General features: G+C 56.0%; 16 protein-coding genes. 4 read left to right on the top strand and 12 right to left on the bottom strand.

Going from position 1 to position 18,186, the window contains the following annotated elements:
• Positions 1-9: 9 nt before the first annotated feature.
• The 6 genes from serA to WMP96_RS07845 form a co-directional block, all read right to left on the bottom strand.
• On the bottom strand, positions 10-1,596 hold the full coding sequence (gene serA / locus WMP96_RS07820) for a phosphoglycerate dehydrogenase (protein WP_301716155.1): 1,587 nt from the start codon (positions 1,594-1,596) through the stop codon (positions 10-12).
• Positions 1,597-1,659: 63 nt separating this feature from the next.
• Positions 1,660-2,460 carry a hypothetical protein gene (locus WMP96_RS07825; RefSeq protein ID WP_239270268.1) on the bottom strand — a complete coding sequence of 267 codons (801 nt, stop codon included), beginning with the start codon at positions 2,458-2,460 and terminating at the stop codon, positions 1,660-1,662.
• 94 nt (positions 2,461-2,554) lie between these two features.
• Positions 2,555-4,345 (bottom strand): GmrSD restriction endonuclease domain-containing protein, encoded by a 1,791-nt coding sequence (locus WMP96_RS07830; protein WP_239205646.1) that lies wholly within the window; start codon positions 4,343-4,345, stop codon positions 2,555-2,557.
• 113 nt (positions 4,346-4,458) lie between these two features.
• Complete coding sequence (ilvC, locus tag WMP96_RS07835) at positions 4,459-5,472, bottom strand: ketol-acid reductoisomerase (protein ID WP_239205648.1); 1,014 nt, start codon at positions 5,470-5,472, stop codon at positions 4,459-4,461.
• 100 nt (positions 5,473-5,572) lie between these two features.
• Positions 5,573-6,091, bottom strand: a complete 519-nt coding sequence (gene ilvN, locus WMP96_RS07840) for an acetolactate synthase small subunit (RefSeq protein ID WP_023021703.1) — start codon at positions 6,089-6,091, stop codon at positions 5,573-5,575.
• 2 nt (positions 6,092-6,093) lie between these two features.
• Complete coding sequence (locus tag WMP96_RS07845; protein ID WP_340432735.1) at positions 6,094-7,944, bottom strand: acetolactate synthase large subunit; 1,851 nt, start codon at positions 7,942-7,944, stop codon at positions 6,094-6,096.
• A 306-nt stretch (positions 7,945-8,250) separates the two neighbouring features.
• Between WMP96_RS07845 and WMP96_RS07850 the strand changes: the two genes are divergently transcribed.
• The 3 genes from WMP96_RS07850 to WMP96_RS07860 all read left to right on the top strand — a co-directional run bounded on the left by WMP96_RS07850 (position 8,251) and on the right by WMP96_RS07860 (position 12,053).
• Positions 8,251-8,793 carry a PH domain-containing protein gene (locus WMP96_RS07850; RefSeq protein ID WP_239205652.1) on the top strand — a complete coding sequence of 181 codons (543 nt, stop codon included), beginning with the start codon at positions 8,251-8,253 and terminating at the stop codon, positions 8,791-8,793.
• 54 nt (positions 8,794-8,847) lie between these two features.
• Positions 8,848-10,701: a dihydroxy-acid dehydratase gene (gene ilvD, locus WMP96_RS07855; protein WP_301716157.1), complete on the top strand. Its 1,854-nt coding sequence runs from the start codon at positions 8,848-8,850 to the stop codon at positions 10,699-10,701.
• 77 nt (positions 10,702-10,778) lie between these two features.
• A complete protein-coding gene (locus WMP96_RS07860) occupies positions 10,779-12,053 on the top strand; it encodes a glycosyltransferase family 87 protein (protein WP_340432740.1) in 1,275 nt (424 codons plus the stop codon).
• Here WMP96_RS07860 and WMP96_RS07865 read toward each other — a convergent pair.
• The 4 genes from WMP96_RS07865 to WMP96_RS07880 all read right to left on the bottom strand — a co-directional run bounded on the left by WMP96_RS07865 (position 12,028) and on the right by WMP96_RS07880 (position 14,814).
• A complete protein-coding gene (locus WMP96_RS07865; protein ID WP_340432742.1) occupies positions 12,028-12,342 on the bottom strand; it encodes a transcriptional regulator in 315 nt (104 codons plus the stop codon). The genes WMP96_RS07860 and WMP96_RS07865 overlap by 26 nt on opposite strands.
• On the bottom strand, positions 12,335-12,799 hold the full coding sequence (locus WMP96_RS07870) for a hypothetical protein (RefSeq protein WP_301716160.1): 465 nt from the start codon (positions 12,797-12,799) through the stop codon (positions 12,335-12,337). The genes WMP96_RS07865 and WMP96_RS07870 overlap by 8 nt, the downstream gene beginning before the upstream one ends.
• 125 nt (positions 12,800-12,924) lie before the next feature.
• Positions 12,925-13,872, bottom strand: coding sequence for a DoxX family membrane protein (locus WMP96_RS07875; protein WP_301716161.1), 948 nt, complete (start codon positions 13,870-13,872; stop codon positions 12,925-12,927).
• Between the two features lie 69 nt (positions 13,873-13,941).
• Positions 13,942-14,814, bottom strand: coding sequence for a LysR family transcriptional regulator ArgP (locus tag WMP96_RS07880; protein WP_239205662.1), 873 nt, complete (start codon positions 14,812-14,814; stop codon positions 13,942-13,944).
• A gap of 70 nt (positions 14,815-14,884) precedes the next feature.
• On the opposite strand from WMP96_RS07880, the gene WMP96_RS07885 reads away from it, so the two are divergent.
• Positions 14,885-15,577 carry a LysE/ArgO family amino acid transporter gene (locus WMP96_RS07885; protein WP_239205664.1) on the top strand — a complete coding sequence of 231 codons (693 nt, stop codon included), beginning with the start codon at positions 14,885-14,887 and terminating at the stop codon, positions 15,575-15,577.
• A gap of 21 nt (positions 15,578-15,598) precedes the next feature.
• Here WMP96_RS07885 and WMP96_RS07890 read toward each other — a convergent pair whose 3' ends face one another.
• The gene (locus WMP96_RS07890; RefSeq protein WP_239205666.1) at positions 15,599-16,678 is read right to left on the bottom strand and encodes an aldo/keto reductase; all 1,080 of its coding nucleotides are present in this window, start codon (positions 16,676-16,678) and stop codon (positions 15,599-15,601) included.
• Between the two features lie 7 nt (positions 16,679-16,685).
• Positions 16,686-18,113, bottom strand: coding sequence for a YkvI family membrane protein (locus WMP96_RS07895; protein WP_086588772.1), 1,428 nt, complete (start codon positions 18,111-18,113; stop codon positions 16,686-16,688).
• Positions 18,114-18,186: the final 73 nt, after the last annotated feature.

Here is an 18,186-nt window from a genome sequence, read left to right on the forward strand (position 1 = left end):
CCAGCAGCTTTATGCGTCCATATCCAGCTGTTCACACTGCGCACCTAATGCCGCATTGACCTCAGCAATGAGAGACTCCGGAACCTCGGCTTCCACACGCAGAATAAGAACCGCATCAGATTCCTGCTTGCCATACGTAAGCGCCGCCGCCACGATATTGATTCCAGCAGCACCTAGCTTGGTACCCACCGTTCCCAACGCGCCCGGAGCATCTGCATAGCGGAAGAAAAGATTGCGACCAGTAGCGCGCATATCGACGCCGCGGCCGTTAATACGAATAAACTTCTCGGTTCCATCGATGCCAATAAGCGCACCGGTCAGCGAGGAAGTTTCTCCATCAGCACCGATAACTTTCACCTGCAAGGAGGAGCGGTGCCCCTTGGATTCCGCGTTGGTAGATACCTCCACCTCTACCCCACGGCTCTGCGCAATCTGCATGGCATTAACAAATGTCACCGGCTCCGATGTCACGCCACTAAACAGACCCCGGACAGCAGAAAGACCTAAAACTTCTACATCCTCGGTAGACAGCTCACCGCAAGCTTCTACTTCAACGGCAACGGGTGCCTGCCCCAGCAGACGTCCAGCCGTAAGTCCTAGCTTGCGCGCGAGATCCAGCCAGCCAGCAACTTCTTCTCCTACAGCACCACCGGAGACATTTACCGCATCCGGGACAAACTCACCAGCGAGAGCCTTGAGCACCGAAGCCGCCACATCGGTTCCTGCTCGGTCCTGGGCCTCTACAGTGGAGGCTCCCAAGTGTGGGGAAACGGTGACCTGCGGCAGCTTAAAGAGCGGAGAATCAGTACATGGTTCCGTAGCAAAGACATCGAAACCCGCGCCCCGGTGATGGCCCTGTTCGATAGACTCAGCCAAGGCCTCCTCATCCACCAATCCGCCGCGAGCCGCATTAATGAGAATCTGCCCCTTCTTCGCCTTAGCCAAAAGCTCCTTATCAAACATTCCGGCAGTCTCTGGGGTCTTCGGAAGGTGAATGGTCACAAAATCGGAACGAGACATAAGCTCTTCCAATTCGACCAGTTCCACGCCCAGTGCCGCCGCACGAGCCGGGTTGGCATAGGGGTCGTGGGCAATGATGGTCGTTTCAAAAGACTTCAGACGCTGTGCGAAGAGCTGACCAATGTGTCCAAAACCAACAATACCGATGGTCTTTCCATATACCTCCACGCCCTTGAAAGAAGAACGCTTCCATTCCCCCTCGCGCAGCGACTGGTCGGCCGCTGGTACCTGGCGCGCCGTCGCCAAGAGCAACGCAATGGCCTGTTCGCACGCCGAGTGAATATTAGACGTAGGTGCATTTACCACCATGACGCCCTTCTCCGTTGCCGCCGGAATATCAACGTTATCTAGGCCTACTCCTGCACGGCCCACAATTTTTAGCTTTGGAGCTGCTTCTAAAACCTCTGCATCAACAGTAGTTGCAGAACGCACCAGCAAAGCCTCTGCATCCGGAACTGCGGCGAGCAACTCCGCACGATTTGGACCGTCGACCCAACGAACCTCAACTGAATCCCCCAAGGCCGTAACAGTGGATTGAGCTAATTTATCGGCAATAAGGACTACCGGCTTCGACATATCTTCCTTCGCTTAAGTGTGATGCGGTGCACGCGGAATTCCCGCGTGTCAAGGAAGTGTAGTTCAGGAAGGAGTGCCCTGCTTGATTTTTGCCTTAAATTCTTTCACTCGACCGAATTCCGGTCCAAGGGCTACTAAGGCACCATCTTCAAGGCCTGCAACAGCGGCCATGCTGTGCTTATCCTCCAATGGATCAACAGTCGGCACCACCAACACCTTGCCGCCATAGGCTGCCGCCGTAATGACGTTCGCGATGGGGCTGTCTTTTGTCGCGATGATATTCGGCGCCATCTGGGCATCCCTGCGGGACTGTGCTGGGACAGGTTTTTTCTTTTTCCCATCAGCCTCAGGCTCGCCTTCATACGGCACCCATGCGGGCCGCAGCTCCACTTGGGGAGTCTTGTCCAATCGCGCAATATCTTTGACCATTTGCTCTGGGGAAGCTACCACCTTGGAGCCGTATTGGAATGCCGTAAACTCTCCCAGCGCTTTGTGCGTACCTGGATCCTTAATCACCTCGAAGTCCCCAGATGTTTGTGTCCACGGCACATCGCCGACAATCACCAAGCGTCGTACTCCCAGGTCCGTGAGTAGCTTATGGATTTCCAATCGCCTAGCGTCGTCATACTGCACCGCAGGCAAATGCTGGTTTACCGCCAACGTTGCTGCACGCAGAATAGATTTATCATCCGCGGTAAAGAGGACGAGCGAATCGGAATCTTCAAAAAATAGGCGGCTAGCCTCGATGCCTATGGGGTCATTGACAATGACGAATCTGCCGTCAAATTTCGGGTCAATCAGCCGGTTTTGGTTCTCCGCTTTGGCCTTATTGAGGTCAATTTCAGACTCATCCAAATCAGACAATCCCCGCCTGACCAGTTTGGTTTCAGTAACTGGCGTGCCACAGGCAGCTAATGCGAGCGATGCGACAAGCACTGTGGCAGTCAGGCGCACAGAATTAGCGATCAAAAGCTTGCGGGCCTTCCTCTCCACCAAACAGGTTTGCTTCATCCACATCACGGATGACAGGTTTACCTAAAGCATATTCCACGATGTCAAGGAACCGTTGACGACGGTCTGCTAGGAATTCTCGCGGCTGTGACGCCCGCAGGTAATTCAAATTCATATCGTGGGACGCTAGTACCTCATCAAATTGCCTGTCTTCCATGATGGACTTGGACTGAACGCGCGGCAGGTAGCGATCGGGAGCGAAGCCATCGAGTACTACCTCAGTTCGCTTGCCCATTGGGGTGTAGTTCATCACGGACTCCGCCAAAACGGGGTCCACTCCGTGGCGCTTGCACCAATTCAGCGGGAACACCGGGAAAAAGCCCGGCTTAAGCTCTTCAAATGTGCGCCTATTAAACGCCTTTCCTGTGCGCCAATCCTTTGCGCCGCGCGCCATAAGGAGGGCATAGAGACCATGCCATACACCGTCATTATCATCCACAGAGAGCAAACGGGATTCCCGGAAGGTGGCATCGGTGACAGTCTTCGGGGCCTCATCCGTTGCGCCCGCTACCCACTCGGTGACCTCATCCACGTCGCGAGCGGCGCGCAGCTGCACTGCAGACGAGCCATAAAGCTCGCCGAAGACGCCGCACCAGAACCATTGGTTCATGCGGTCCCACGATTGCTGGGTAGACAGCGCTCCCCCGCGTTTAGCCAGGCGGGCAATGATGACGGCTAGAGGAACAATCTGTTCATTAAACGGAACCTGATCCGTGTTAAGGATGCATCGTTCCGCCAAAAACTCAGATACCTCACGGAAAGTAATGCGTAAATCATTGGCCGCCGCCTTATACTCCGTTAGGGACAGCTTTAAGATGTCCTCGCGCTGCCCACCAGCACGGCCCTTTTCTCCGGAGACTAAAAGCGATACTGCAGAAAGAAATTCTGTGCGCCCAATTCCGTCCAAAGCTGGGGACTTACGCAGATCCTTTTCCACTTCTTGCCAATCAGTGGCCAGGTGGAACGTGGGATCCTCGGAAGCAAATACTGCGGTGAGTAAATCGAATACGTCCATTTGCAGGCCTGCCGAATTTGCCTGCGCGAAAATCGACCCGATGCCGGCTCGCTCTGTTTCTCGGGAAAGCCGAATCATCGGCAGGTCATAGCCGGACAATGGTCTAACGATGCGGTTATTAAACGCTGCTAGCTCCGCGCTGTATTCCTGTTTGGTCGCTGCAAGCTCAAAGAGCATGCCAACGCCATCTTCACTCAATAGTGAAGCAACAGGAATGCACATATTCTCTAGGGCGTCTTCCCGCGAAAGAATGTCCCCCTCAATCGTCGGTGCGAAGTGCGATCGAATTTTTCCTTTGTGATCGACTGCAAAGATGGCGTCATCCGGCATAATCTCGCCCCGCACGGCAGCTCGAATATCAATGAAGAAACGGCGATGAATTTTCTTCTTGCGGAAGTCAGTTGTGTCTACAAAGCCCTCGCCGTTGAAGCAGTGATACAGCGTGGTCAAACGCTGCTGTCCATCTAAAAGGAGCAAGCCGGGGTCGACGCCGGTATCCGGTGCGCCGGCGAGGGCGCGGGGGCGAAAGCGCATCTTTTCGTTTCGAGTATCAAGTGCCATAAGCGCCCCGATGGGATAGCCGCGCAGCACAGAAACAATGAGTGAACGGATGCGATCTTCGTCCCAGGCATAGCTGCGTTGGAAATCAGGTAGCTGGATGTCCCCGCGATTAATCCGTGCAAAGAGGTCTTTGAGATCATAACTTGGCGTCGTAAAGCCCATACCCGACATCCTACCCCCAAGGATTAATTCTTTCCTGCCGATAATTCAGAAAAACCCCCGGTGAACACCCCTAATTCACCGTGGGTTTGGCGCTATTCGCGCGGCCTTATGTGCTAGGCCGTAGCATCCAGTGGGTTCTTGACCCAGCTCATCAAATCGCGCAGCTTAGCGCCGGTCTTTTCAATCTCGTGCTGTGCAAATTCCTCGCGCAGGTCCTCCAATTCCTTGTTGCCGCCCTCAATATTGGCCAGCAGGCGCTTGGTGAAGGTGCCATCCTGAATATCAGACAAGATGTCTTTCATGTGCTGCTTGGTATCGGCATTGATAACGCGGGGACCGGAAATGTAGCCGCCAAACTCTGCGGTATCAGATACCGAGTAGTTCATGTTGGCAACGCCACCTTCAAACATCAGGTCCACAATCAGCTTCATCTCGTGCAGAACCTCAAAGTAGGCCATTTCTGGCTCGTAGCCAGCCTCAGTCAGAACCTCAAAGCCGGTACGAATCAGGTATTCCACACCGCCGCACAAGACAGCCTGCTCACCGAAGAGGTCAGTAACCGTCTCTGCCTCGAAGGTGGTCGGGATAACGCCGGCACGCGCGCCACCGATGGCTGCGGCATAGGACAAGGTCAAATCATGTCCTTCACCCTTCGGATCCTGCTCAGTAGCGATGAGGCACGGAACTCCCTTGCCATCTACAAACTGTCGGCGAACCAAGTGACCAGGTCCCTTAGGAGCAACCATTCCGACGGTGACATTGGCCTGCGGCTCAATCAGCTTGAAGTGAATATTCAAACCGTGACCAAACAGCAGTGCATTGCCATCTTCCAGGTTAGGGGCGATTTCCTCTTCAAAGATCTGCTTCTGAGAGGTATCTGGCGCCAGCAGCATAATGACGTCTGCCCACTTAGCAGCCTCTGCCACGGTCTTAACCTCAAAGCCTGCTTCCTCAGCCTTGTCCGCCGACTTGGAACCCTCGCGCAGGCCGATAACAACCTCAACGCCGGAGTCACGCAGGTTTTGCGAGTGTGCATGACCTTGGGAACCGTAGCCGATGACGGCTACCTTGCGGTTTTGAATGATGGACAGATCCGCATCATCGTCATAAAAGGTCTCAATTGCCATGTCCTAATCCTCAATTCTGTAGTGATTGAAAGTTCAATGAATCAACGTCCCACCCACTATTGTATCAGCGTGTGGGATTTAGTGCCCACCTAGTGAGACATTAATTTCGGGGTGGAGCCAATGCTTTGGGCCCACGCCCTAAGGCCACGTCACCCGACTGCACCAGCTCGAGTACACCAAAAGGTTCTAATACATCAAGTAGCGCCGCCAGCTTTCCCGGGGTACCAGTCGCTTCTACTACCACGGATTCTTGCGCCACATCTACCACGCGAGCGCGGAAGATATTGACGGCATCGACAACCTGGGGTCGGTTGGTATTATTTGCAGACACCTTGACCATCATCAGAGCTCGCGCCACGGTTGCGTCAGCCTCAAGCTCAACTATCTTGATGACCGGAACAATTTTATTGAGCTGCTTAGTTACCTGCTCCATAATTGTCTCGGATGCATCAACCACGATAGTCAGCCGGTTGATACCCGGATTTTCCGTTTGGGCGGAAACCAGGGAAATGATGCTATAACCGCGCCGCGAAAACATTCCGGTCACCCGCGACAGGATTCCCTCTACGTCTTCCACCAGGACCGACAAGGTATGCCGGGAAACGTCAGTGGGTGCCATGCCTATACCTCCTGGATGGTCTCGTCGATATCGGCAGGACTTTCTGCTGCCGATTCAGTTTCATCGAATAGCGGGCGCAAACCGCGGGCGTATTGAATCTCTTCGTTAGACGCCCCACCGCCAATCATCGGCCACACCTGGGCATCTTCTCCAACGATGAAGTCAATAACCACAGGGTGGTCATTGATTGCACGGGCCCGTTCAATCGCTGGCACCACTTCTTCCTCGCAGGTGACCCGGATGGCTTCACACCCCAGGGCTTCTGCCAAGCGGACAAAGTCCGGGGTATAGACATCGCGCTCTCGCAGCTTGGTATGGGAGTAGTTCTCATTAAAGAACAGGGTTTGCCACTGGCGGACCATACCTAGGTTGCCGTTATTAATAACGGCAACCTTGAATGGAAAGCCCTCCAAAGCTGCGGTGGTTAGCTCCTGGTTGGTCATCTGGAAGCAGCCATCACCGTCAATCGCCCATACCTCTTTATCTGGGCATGCTGCTTTGGCGCCAAGGGCTGCTGGTACCGCGTAGCCCATGGTTCCAGCTCCGCCGGAGTTAATCCAGGAACGCGGCTGTTCAAAGTCAATAAACTGTGCCGACCACATCTGGTGTTGCCCCACTCCGGCACAATAAATTGCCTCGGGGCCTACGGTTTCACTAAGCTTCTCCAAGACAAATTGAGGATTTAGCTGCCCATCCGGAGTGGGATCATAACCACGGGGAAACCGCTCTTTGAGTCCGTCAAGGTAGTCCCGCCATGGACCTGTCTGCGGCAGATCCAGAGAGGAGTTTTTACGGTATTCCTTTAAAAGTCCCGCTAGTACTTTTTGCGCATCACCCACGATAGGCACGTCCACCTCGCGGATTTTGCCGATTTCAGCAGGATCGATATCCGCATGAATCACCTGGGCGTCAGGGGCAAAGGTTGAGGTATCCCCAGTTACTCGATCATCGAAGCGCGCGCCGATGGCAATGAGCAGATCCGCACGCTGCATCGCCGCGACCGCCGGAACGGTGCCGTGCATGCCCGGCATGCCCATATGCAGCGGATGAGACTCCGGAAAGGACCCCAAGGCCGTAAGTGTGGTCACGACTGGAATTCCGGTAAACTCCGCAAACGCACGCAGCTCCCGTGCCGCCTCCGCCTTGATGACACCACCTCCGGCATAAATAACCGGCTTTTCTGCTTGCGCGATGAGTTCAACCGCTTGCGCGATTTGACGGTGGTGTGGCTTGGTCGTTGGCTTATATCCGGGCAAATCGAATTCGGTTGGGAAAGAGTAGTCCAAGTGGCCATTTTGAACGTCTTTCGGAATATCCACTAGGACCGGTCCTGGGCGCCCTGTAGAAGCCAAATGGAATGCTGCAGCAATAGCAGCGGGAATCTGGCTAGGCTCCGTCACGATGTAGTTGTGCTTGGTGATCGGCATTGTCACACCACGGATATCGGCCTCCTGGAAGGCATCGGTTCCCAAAAGATTGCTTCCCACTTGGCCGGTGATAGCGACGATGGGGACGGAGTCCAGGTTGGCGTCGGCAAGCGCTGTCACCAAGTTAGTCGCACCCGGCCCCGAGGTGGCAATGCACACCCCCACCTTGCCAGAAGCCTGCGCATAGCCTTCCGCAGCATGTCCAGCTCCCTGTTCATGACGGGTGAGCACATGCCGCAGCTTGGTCGAGGTATGCAAAGCATCGTAGAGCGGAAGCACGGCACCGCCTGGAATGCCGAAGACAAGATCGGTTCCCAAGTCTTCAAGAGTGCGGACAATGGCGTGGGCACCACTCATCCGCTCCGGAGCGTGGGCGCGTGAGGCTGCAGCCACCGAAGCGGGCGTGGGCGAAGTTGTCGTAACCACGGTTAATGTGCTCCTTGGATTGCTCTAATACTGGTCGTGATCATCATCGTTAACGCCTTTAGATATGAACAAAGCCCCCGCGGGCTGGTGTGTCTGCGGGGGCGAAAAGCGTCGACGTCATGAGCGCCGCGGTCACCGCCGCATTGGTACTACCTGAAGTCGAATAATGATCATGAGCATGACTATACACTGATAGGTATTACACTTCTGGCCATTACCCCCATTTGGGATCAGTTTCCCACATGGTGAGACATACCTGAAAATAGGTTAGCCCTCACCCACCTCTGTGAATTAGGCTTGCACACTATGACTCCACCACCTAAGGACAATAAACCTCATCAGTCCACCACCCAGGCAGAGGTTTTCAAGCCATCCCGTGACCACATCTTGGGCATCCTTATCCTGTCCACCATTGCGCTATTGAGCATTGGGTGGGCCCCCAAATACCTCGCATGGCTGTTTATCATCCCCGTCCTTGGGCTGTGGTGGGTCATAAAATCCCGCACCAAGGTCTCCGAATCCGGGATCGACATTTCCTATGCTTTCCGGAAAAAGGTCCAGATCCCATGGGACGATTTTGCCGGTATCGGGTTCCAACGCTCCCGCACCTTTGCTCGTACGAGAAGCGGCGCGGAGCACAGCCTGCCCGGTATCACCTTTAACTCGCTCCCACGCCTTTCGGAGGGCTCCCGCGGCCGCATCCCGGACGCCCTTACCCAGGGCCGTGAAGCGGCAGATGAAAAGGTGGTTATCGTCCACCGCGACGGCCAGCAAGTCCTGCTCAGCAAAGAAGAGTATGCGGACTACCTTGAGCGCCACCCCGAGCTCAAGCCCTCGGCCGAAAACTAAATACGCCACCGACGCTCTCCCCCACATCCCTTGAAGGAATGGTGACTTTAAACCATGTTCCCGCTGCGCTCAAAAGTAACTACCGTCGGCCGCCAGGCCTCTGGCGCCCGGGCCCTGTGGCGCGCAACCGGCACCAAGGAAAATGACTTTGGTAAACCGATCGTGGCCATCGCCAACTCCTATACCCAATTCGTCCCCGGCCACGTGCACCTCAAAAACGTCGGCGATATTGTCGCCGATGCCGTACGTGAGGCCGGCGGAGTGCCCAAGGAATTCAACACCATCGCAGTCGATGATGGCATTGCCATGGGCCATAGCGGCATGCTGTACTCGCTTCCCTCCCGCGAAATCATCTCCGATTCCATCGAGTACATGGCCAATGCCCACACTGCCGACGCCCTGGTATGCATCTCCAACTGCGATAAAATCACCCCCGGCATGCTCAATGCTGCCCTGCGCTTGAATATCCCCACCATCTTTGTCTCTGGTGGGCCAATGGAGGCAGGAAAGGCGGTCGTTGTAGATGGCGTAGCCCACGCCCCAACCGACCTCATTACGGCCATTACGGCCTCCGCCAATGATGAGGTCTCGGATGAAGGACTGACCCAGGTCGAAGCATCTGCCTGCCCCACCTGTGGTTCCTGCTCCGGCATGTTTACCGCCAACTCTATGAACTGCCTGACCGAGGCCCTCGGCCTTGCACTGCCCGGCAACGGTACCACCTTGGCCACCCACACGGCCCGCCGCGGCCTATTCGAAAAGGCCGGCACCACCATCGTCGATATGTGCCGTCGCTATTACGGCGAAGAAGACGAATCGGTCCTTCCGCGCAACATCGCTACCAAGGAAGCTTTCACTAACGCCATGGCCCTAGACATGGCCATGGGCGGCTCCACCAATACCATCCTGCACACCTTGGCGGCCGCGCAGGAAGGCGAGGTGGATTTCACCCTGAATGACATCAACGACATCTCCTACCGCGTGCCGTGTTTGTCCAAGGTAGCGCCCAACGGGACCTACCACATTGAAGATGTTCACCGCGCCGGCGGCATTCCCGCAATCTTGGGCGAGCTTCGCCGCGCCGGGCACCTCAATCTCAAGGTACATACAGCGCTATATGACAACGCCGAACAGTGGCTCGATGACTGGGATATCCGCAACCCTCACGCCACCGAGGAGGCCCGCGAACTCTACTACGCCGCCCCCGGCGGCGTGCGCACCACGGAGCCCTTCTCCCAATCCAACCGCTGGGACGAGCTCGATACCGACGCCGCCAATGGCTGCATCCACGACGCCGAGCATGCCTTTTCTTCCGACGGTGGCCTCGTTGTACTGCGCGGCAACCTCGCTCCCGACGGGGCCATCGTCAAGGCAGCGGGCGTCGAAGAGGAGCTGTGGACCTTCTCCGGCCCTGCACGAGTCGTGGAATCTCAGGAGGAAGCGGTATCTATCATCCTCAATAAGGAGGTTCAGCCGGGCGATGTCGTGGTCATCCGCTATGAAGGCCCGGCCGGTGGCCCTGGCATGCAGGAGATGCTCCACCCGACTTCCTTCCTCAAGGGCGCCGGTTTGGGAAAGGCATGCGCCTTGATTACCGATGGCCGTTTCTCCGGCGGCACTTCCGGCCTATCCATCGGACACATCTCCCCCGAGGCTGCTCACCAAGGACTTATCGGGCTGATCGAAAACGGCGACACCATCTCTATTAATATCCACGAGCGCGAGCTCACCCTAGACGTGGATGAGGAAGTACTGGAGCGCCGCCGCGCCGCCCAAGAACAGCGCGAATCCCCTTGGACCCCCGTAAGCCGCAACCGCCCGATCACTAAGGCACTGCGTGCATATGCGGCAATGGCAACCTCAGCTGACCGCGGCGCGGTTCGCGTGGTTGACGGTTATGTGAATTAGCGGGAGATAGCTGCTAAATTGCTGTGCCTCGGTGGGGTGCGCGCCTTTTGCCTGCAAATCACATAAGATATCCTGCGATGAAATTCGCGCGTACCCCGTTATTCCGCTATGCCTTGGCCTTACTGGGGCTCATTCTTGGCGCTCGGAAGATCGTCCAAGATATCCACATTACGGACTTCCCCATCGATATGGTGGTCTACCGCGAAGGCGTCAAGGCCTTCCTTGAACACCGCTCTGTCTACAGCGAACCCATGCTGGCCGGCGATATTCAATTGCCCTTCATTTATCCACCCTTTGGCGCGCTGGTCATGGTTCCGCTAACGGCCTTCGACGGTATTGACCACGACATGGCAGGCGACATCATGGTCATTCTCTCTGACCTGCTCGTTCTCGTTTGCCTTTACTTTGTCTTCAAGGCCGTGCTGAAAAATCCGGAGTTCCTCCTGCCCGTCGCCGCCATTACTTGGGCAATTGTATTGCGCTTTGAGCCGGTTGACCTCAATAACGGCTTTGCCCAAATCAATATCGTGGTCATGACGCTCGTTGTCCTCGACCTCGTTCCGCGCCGGCGCTTCCTACCGCAAGGAATCCTGATCGGTCTGGCGGCCGCCATCAAAATAACCCCTCTGGCCATGCTGCTTTACTTCCTCGTGCGCAAGGAGTGGAAGCAGATTGCCACAGCGCTCCTTTCCGCTGTTGCGGCCACCCTCCTTGCCGCAGCCTTCCGCTGGGACGCGTTCGTGGAGTTCTTCAGTTCCAAATTGCTCGATATGGGCTCTGGCGGCGACTTCGGCGTGGAGACTGATTACCAGTCCAATAGCTCTATCAAGGGCGCCATTCAGCGCATGTATTCTTCTTCGGAGGCCATGGACGCTAATGGTCTGGCCATCAACATCGCGTGGATCGCCGCCTCCCTCGTGGTCATTGCATTCGCAGCGTGGCTTATTAAGCGCCTGTGCGAGGAGCATTTGCTTGTCGACGCCCAAATGGTCACCGCCCTCACTCTCCTCCTCATCTCCCCCGTTTCCTGGTCACACCACTGGGTCTGGCTCACGCTCATCATCCCAGTCTTTCTTTACCGCGCCTGGAGCTGGCTTTCTACGGGATGGGCCGCGGGCAGCCTTCTTACCGTCCTCGTCGCCTGGTCAGCCATGCTGCTGACCGTCCCGCCCAAGTGGTGGTGGGGCGATCAAGTCGATGTCCACGCCATGGAGCGCTACCAGAAGTTCTGGGTGGATGACTTCGTGTGGCTAACCATACTGACCGTCGCACTTTTCGTAGCCGCTTTCTATGCATCCCAGCGCAATAACCGGAACGCGAATACCGCTACTCCTGTCCCGCTAGCGTCTTAAGCGCTGCAAGGTGCGAATCGAATGCGGCCTTACCTTTAGTTGTGAGCATTACCCATACCGTGTCCTTGCCACGTGAGGATCCATACTCACGAAAGCGACTGACATACCCCTCTTTTTCCAGTGCGCTTAGCTGCTTAGACATCGTGGCATCGGATTGATTCACCTTGTCCCGGATCGCCGCAAAGCGCATCTCCTTATTAATGGCACCTTCCACTGCCCCGGCAGCATTAAGTACCGCACAAATCTTAAACCGGTTAAGCGGGTGAATTACTGGATCAAGCTCACTCATCACCGCTCGCCTGCTTGTCGTCTCTATGGCCACGCGTGGACATATCCATTGCTCCCGAATTGAGAGCCCAAAACACACCCACGCCCCACAGCGTGAATACGGTGGCCGCAATCACCATGTGCCCTTCGAGAAAGGTCTGGAAAAACGTAGGGGCAAACATTAGAAAAAATCCGAGATAGTATTTCCAGTCCGGCTGCGGCTGGTCAAAAGGATTTTGTCTATAGCCTGCACGTACGTCACGCTTTTTAGCGCCTACCCAAAGGCCTACACCCACGCAGGCAATTATGACTCCGAGAGATAACCATAGCGGCATACCTTCCCCAAATTGGCTCAGGCCAAACCACAGTCCTGCTAACGCCGCAGCAAACAATGCATTAAGCGCGGTCTTCCGCCCTGCGCTCTGGTCTTGCTCCATTTCTTCATTAAATGCCAGTGCCTCGTGCACGCTGTCTTCCATCGTCTCTATCCCTTTCACCCTCGAATTTCGTTGTTTTCCACTTTAGAAAGTATCATACTTTCCCTCCTGGAAAGCAAGGGGTAAAAGAAAATCCGCCGCGTGCGCGACGGATTATATTTTGGCGATTATTTCAGCGGATTAACTCCCGCACCGAAGAACCACAGTGCTACGAGAATCGCTACGCCGATAAGCACAAAGACCCAGGAGGTGCCCAGCGGGCGGCGTGCCCAGGAGCGCTTGAAGTCTAGGGAAATAAAGCCCGGGCCAGTAAACTGCAGTCCCACAGCGATAACGAAGAGGACCAAAGAAAGCCAGACGGAATCTGGCCAGCTAAAGACGTCCAAACCGGCATCGGTCTGCGCTAGCTCGTGGACAGCGCTAAAGCCGGTCACTACCAAGCCCAGCATGGCAGCCAGAGGCGTAATGAGTCCCAGCAACAGGAATACACCAGCGATAAGCTGCATGGTCGGAACCGCAATCGACAGCGCGGTATCCCAAGCATAGTTGGCAAAATCACCCTCTAGACCGGACAAGCCCTGGCTATCGCCGAGCTCGAAGAAGGTTTTTGCACCGGCAATGATTAGGTAGGCGCTCAGTGCGATGCGAATGAATAGCAGACCAAAGTCGATAGTGCCGCGGCGCCCATAGCGGTGGTAGCCTTCTTTTTCTTCCTGTTCCGCCTGCAAGCGGGCCTCGCGCTCCTCTGCGGTTTCTGCGCTGGCGGCACCTTCTTCAGGGGCGTCGGCAGTAGCAAGTGCCGATTCCTCCTCGGCACTAACCGGCGTGGCCGACTCCGGTTGCGCAAACGCTACAGTTTCCTCGCTGGCGCCGCTTTGCTGACGCGCGGCTTCATTCGCACTGGAGTAGGACATTACCTCAGTTTCAGGGCGGTCTTGCCGCGCCTGGGAAGGCTTGATCTCCTGCGGCTCAGCGCGGCCGGCGCGCTCGAAGAGGCCAGGCTTCGAGTTCTTCTCGCTGGAAACGGAATCTTTGCTGGCGGGCTTGGCGTTATAGGTAGGCACGCCCATGTCTTCATCTAACGGTGTGGCTTTATCCGGATGTTTATCGCTCATAGCTCCAATTTAAGGCACGGGCCTGCGCTTTTGTGGTACCCGCCACGGCGCGCCGTTGCAGCAAACTGACTAGAGTGCTTCCAAGCCGCTTGCGGCCTCAATCACCGAACGCGTAAGTTCACCCAAAACCTCCGATTCCAAACGCCAACGCTGCCAATAAAGGTCGATATCGAGCGGAGAGTCATCGAGAAGCACCAGCTCCTTAGTCTCCAAAAGCGGCAGTGCCTGGGCCTGGGGCAGCAATCCCCATCCTAGGCCGACGCGAACGGCCTCTAGGTAGCCCTCAGAGGAAGGAATCTGCGACACCCGGGCACGCACCACGGCCGAGTCAATAAAGCGCTCGCGCATCGCATCATCCAATACCTGATCGTTAGGCCCGTACCCCACCAAGGGCACAGTTTCCCAGGTCAGCCTACCGCTATGAAAGCTATCTGCAATATGCGGCGCCGCCACTGGGTAATAGCGCATAGTGCCCAAAAAGCTAGACTCGCAGCCCGAAACCGGCGTAGCTTCCCTCGTTACTGCACCCAGCACATCGCCACGCCGCAACATGGCTAAGGTGCGTGCTTCATCCTCAATCCGGATGCGCAAAGCTACGTCGCCCCGCCGTGCGGTATCGCTCAGGACCTTTGTAAACCATGTCGCCAGGGAATCCGAGTTCACGGCCACAGACAGCGGGACCCGGGCCAGGCGATGGCCTAGGCGGGCATCCGTTTCTGCCTGCACTAACGCCATGCGGCGGGCGGACTGGACAAGGATCTCGCCCGCTTCCGTGGCGGTTACCGGGGTGGCACGGCGAAGGAGTACTCGTCCGGTGCTCGACTCCAAGGCCTTGATACGCTGGCTCACCGCAGACGGCGATATACCGAGCACGGCCGCGGCAACGTCAAAGCTGCCTTCGTCCACGATCGCAAGCAAGGTTTCTAGGTGCACCGGGTTCATGAAGCTATTCTAAACCAACTGAAGAAGCATTAACTGGACTAATCCAACCTAAGAATTCACACTAGAAGGCATGTCCATCGTGCTTGCTGGTTTCTTTCTGGGATTATCGCTCATCGTGGCCGTGGGCCCGCAAAATGCCATGCTGCTTAAATTCGGCATCCGCCGTGATCACATCGGTTTAATCATTGCCGTCTGCGCGCTTTCCGACGTCATCCTGATTACCTCCGGCACAGCCGGCGTGGGCTACCTGGTAGAAAAGTTTCCCAACGCCCTGCAAGTCCTGAAATACGTTGGCGCGGCTTACCTGGCCTATTTTACTTTTACCTGCTTCCGCGATGCGTTAAAGACCAAGGGCGAGGCCATTGAGGTCGAATCCACACAGCCTAAGGTCCCGCAGGAAGTAGCCACCTTCGATGGTTCCACCTCACACAGCACGACGAAGACTAAAACTCGGGTGGAGATAAAGCGCTCCCCCTCCTGGGTTAAGCCACTATTGACCGCCCTGGCCTTAACGTGGCTGAACCCAGGCGCCTACGTAGACGTGGTGGTCATGCTTGGCAGCATCGCCAACCAATACGGCGAATCAGGGCGCTGGCTCTTCGCCGTGGGTGCTATCTGCGCCAGCTTCACTTGGTTCCCCTTCATCGGCTTTGGCGCCGCACGCTTTTCCCACGTGTTGTCCCGACCCACGGTATGGCGCTGGATCAACTTCGGTATCGGCGTCATCATGATTGGCCTAACGCTCAAGTTGCTCCTGCTCTAGGGGCCGGGTTCAAAGGGCCGCCTAATTGCCGCGAACGCGCGACGCGGTCGCACCGGCCCACCGGTTGATCCCGGCGTCATGGGCGACGTCGTCAATCGCGCCCAGCTCCTCCGCACTGAAGTCGAGGTTATCCAGTGCCCCCAGGTTGTGCTCGAGCTGCTCCACCGAAGAGGCGCCCAATAGCGCCGAGGTTAGCGTGCGGTCGCCTTGGTCGCGCAGTACCCACGAAATAGCCATCTGAGCCAAAGACTGCCCACGCTTGCGCGCAATATCGTTAAGAGCGCGAATCATGGACAGGTTCTCCTCATTGAGCCAATCCTTTTCCAAGGTCTTATCTTTTGCTGCGCGGGAATCTGCGGGAATGCCATCAATATAGCGATCCGTCAGCATGCCCTGTGCCAGCGGCCCGAAGCCGATGACTCCCAATCCGCTACGCCCAGTGACGTCAAGCAGCGACTCGCCGTCTTCGCCGGGACGTTCAATCCAGCGGTTGAGAATGGAATAGCTTGGCTGATGAATCAGCAATGGGCAGCCTTCCTCTTCCATAAATTGCACGGCCTCCGCGGTAAGCTCCGGCCCGTAAGAGGAAATGCCCACGTAGAGGGCCTTGCCGGAAGCTACGATATCGCGCAGTGCATACAGGGTCTCTTCCAGCGGGGTATCTGGATCCGGGCGGTGGTGATAGAAGATGTCCACATAATCCAAGCCCATTCGCTTGAGGGACGCGTCCAAGGAGCTCACCAGGTACTTGCGGGAGCCACCAAAGCCGTAGGGGGAATCATTCATCACCCAGCCGGCCTTGGAAGAGATGATCATTTCATCACGGAAGGGACGGAAATCGCGAGCGAAGATGCGGCCGAAGTTGGCTTCGGCGGCGCCAGGTTCCGGGCCATAGTTATTAGCCAAATCGAAATGAGTAATCCCCCGGTCATACGCTGCGCGTAGAATCTCGCGCTGCGTGGCCAGGGGACGATCGTCTCCAAAGTTCTGCCATAGACCAAGGGAAATGGCCGGCAACTTCAGACCAGAGTTACCTACTCGGCGGTACTCCATCGAATCATAACGGTCAGATGCGGGTGCATAGATACTCATGACACCCATTGTCCGCTTAATTCTTCGGTTTGTCAGCCTTCGGCTGCTGCTCATCTTCCTCGGGATCGCCGGATGCACCGGTTTCTTCGACCCACTTTTCAATTTCTTCCGGGGTACGGTCGGTTTCTACCGCATCACGCTCGGTGTAGTAGGAGTAATCGTGGCGCTTTTCTTCGTACTTTTCCTTGTCAAAGTCCACGTCATCGTCGCTGTCGAGTTTCTCGGTGACTTCCTCCACCAGCTCATCATAAAGGGCCTCGTTATCCATATTGGAGTCCTCGATGTGCTGGCCAATTTCATCATCGTAGCGCTCGGCGTCATATTCCTTGTCCGGGTGCAGCTTCAGGTGCATGAGGGCACGTACGCGCTCGCGACGCACTGCCTCGTCCTGGATCTGGGACTGGCTACGGAACCACGCAAAAACCAAGATGGCGACCATGAGGATTCCCATGTAGCCAATGATTGGGTAGATGTAGTTCATCAAGGTCTTAAAACCGGCAAAGGAAACAGCGAAACCAGCCAAGCAGCCGATGACGAAGATGACCGGGTAGCGCTTCTCATGGCCGGCAGACAGGCGCTTACCCAGCGCGTAGAACATGCCGATGGCGGTATTGAAGATCATCAAGTAAATGATGACCGCCATGACAGCGCCCAATGTGGGATTGACGTCATCGACCAGAGACAACATCGGGATATCTGAGCCTTGTGCCTTATCCGAGTTCATCAGCAAAGAGAAACCGGCAAGACCCATCATGACGGAGTAGATAATGCCGCCCACGACGCCGCCCCAGCCGGCCTCGCGCGGGCTAATATTATCGCCGCCGATAACCAGGGACATAGATACGGCTAGCATCAGAGCAAGGCCGTTGTAGTTCAGTGCGGAAATCAGCCAGTTGCCAATCGGAGTATCGATCTGACTGGAGGCATCCATGGCAGCACCGATATCATCCGGCATATTAAGTGCGGTATAGATGGCTACACCAATGACCGCAATGATGATGGTCGGCGTTACCGCACCGATAACCTTGGAAACCTTATCCACGTCGAGCATGCCAACAATCAGAACCAAGACCAGCATGAGCGTGGAACCGATCCACGTCTTCCAGCCAAACTGCTGCTGCATATTAGAGCCGGCACCCGCCAACATCACAAAGCCAATGGCAAAGAGGGTGATGATGACCGCCACATCCAGCAATTTGGAGACGATCGGGTGGGTAACATTGCGGAAAACAGTATTGTGTTCCGAGGCGTGGAAATAGCTTCCCAACTGCAAGAACACTGTGCCTGCGAGGGTCATGATGAGTGCGGCGATAATGATGCCAGGAATACCCCAGGTACCAAAGGCAGTGAAGTACTGCACCACCTCTTGTCCCGTGGCAAAGCCTGCGCCGACCAACAAGCCCACGAAGGACATTGCAATGGCGATAATGTTTTTAGAAGACACAGTTGCCTAACTTTTGTAGCGAATATCTCTCGCATACTGGTGCGCGCGGCCCCTTTGTCCCCCGCTCCCCAGC

Source organism: Corynebacterium sp. KPL4035 (genome assembly GCF_037908325.1).
Taxonomy (GTDB): Bacteria; Actinomycetota; Actinomycetes; order Mycobacteriales; family Mycobacteriaceae; genus Corynebacterium; species Corynebacterium kefirresidentii.

What these genes read in the sequence shown, in the direction of transcription:
- WMP96_RS07890 (WP_239205666.1), bottom strand. Translation starts at nt 16,678, where the DNA reads ATGGGTGTCATGAGTATCTATGCACCCGCATCTGACCGTTATGATTCG.
- WMP96_RS07860 (WP_340432740.1), top strand. Translation starts at nt 10,779, where the DNA reads ATGAAATTCGCGCGTACCCCGTTATTCCGCTATGCCTTGGCCTTACTG.
- WMP96_RS07850 (WP_239205652.1), top strand. Translation starts at nt 8,251, where the DNA reads ATGACTCCACCACCTAAGGACAATAAACCTCATCAGTCCACCACCCAG.
- WMP96_RS07885 (WP_239205664.1), top strand. Translation starts at nt 14,885, where the DNA reads ATGTCCATCGTGCTTGCTGGTTTCTTTCTGGGATTATCGCTCATCGTG.
- WMP96_RS07875 (WP_301716161.1), bottom strand. Translation starts at nt 13,872, where the DNA reads ATGAGCGATAAACATCCGGATAAAGCCACACCGTTAGATGAAGACATG.
- serA (WP_301716155.1), bottom strand. Translation starts at nt 1,596, where the DNA reads ATGTCGAAGCCGGTAGTCCTTATTGCCGATAAATTAGCTCAATCCACT.
- ilvN (WP_023021703.1), bottom strand. Translation starts at nt 6,091, where the DNA reads ATGGCACCCACTGACGTTTCCCGGCATACCTTGTCGGTCCTGGTGGAA.
- WMP96_RS07870 (WP_301716160.1), bottom strand. Translation starts at nt 12,799, where the DNA reads ATGGAAGACAGCGTGCACGAGGCACTGGCATTTAATGAAGAAATGGAG.
- WMP96_RS07865 (WP_340432742.1), bottom strand. Translation starts at nt 12,342, where the DNA reads ATGAGTGAGCTTGATCCAGTAATTCACCCGCTTAACCGGTTTAAGATT.
- ilvC (WP_239205648.1), bottom strand. Translation starts at nt 5,472, where the DNA reads ATGGCAATTGAGACCTTTTATGACGATGATGCGGATCTGTCCATCATT.
- WMP96_RS07830 (WP_239205646.1), bottom strand. Translation starts at nt 4,345, where the DNA reads ATGGGCTTTACGACGCCAAGTTATGATCTCAAAGACCTCTTTGCACGG.
- ilvD (WP_301716157.1), top strand. Translation starts at nt 8,848, where the DNA reads ATGTTCCCGCTGCGCTCAAAAGTAACTACCGTCGGCCGCCAGGCCTCT.
- WMP96_RS07880 (WP_239205662.1), bottom strand. Translation starts at nt 14,814, where the DNA reads ATGAACCCGGTGCACCTAGAAACCTTGCTTGCGATCGTGGACGAAGGC.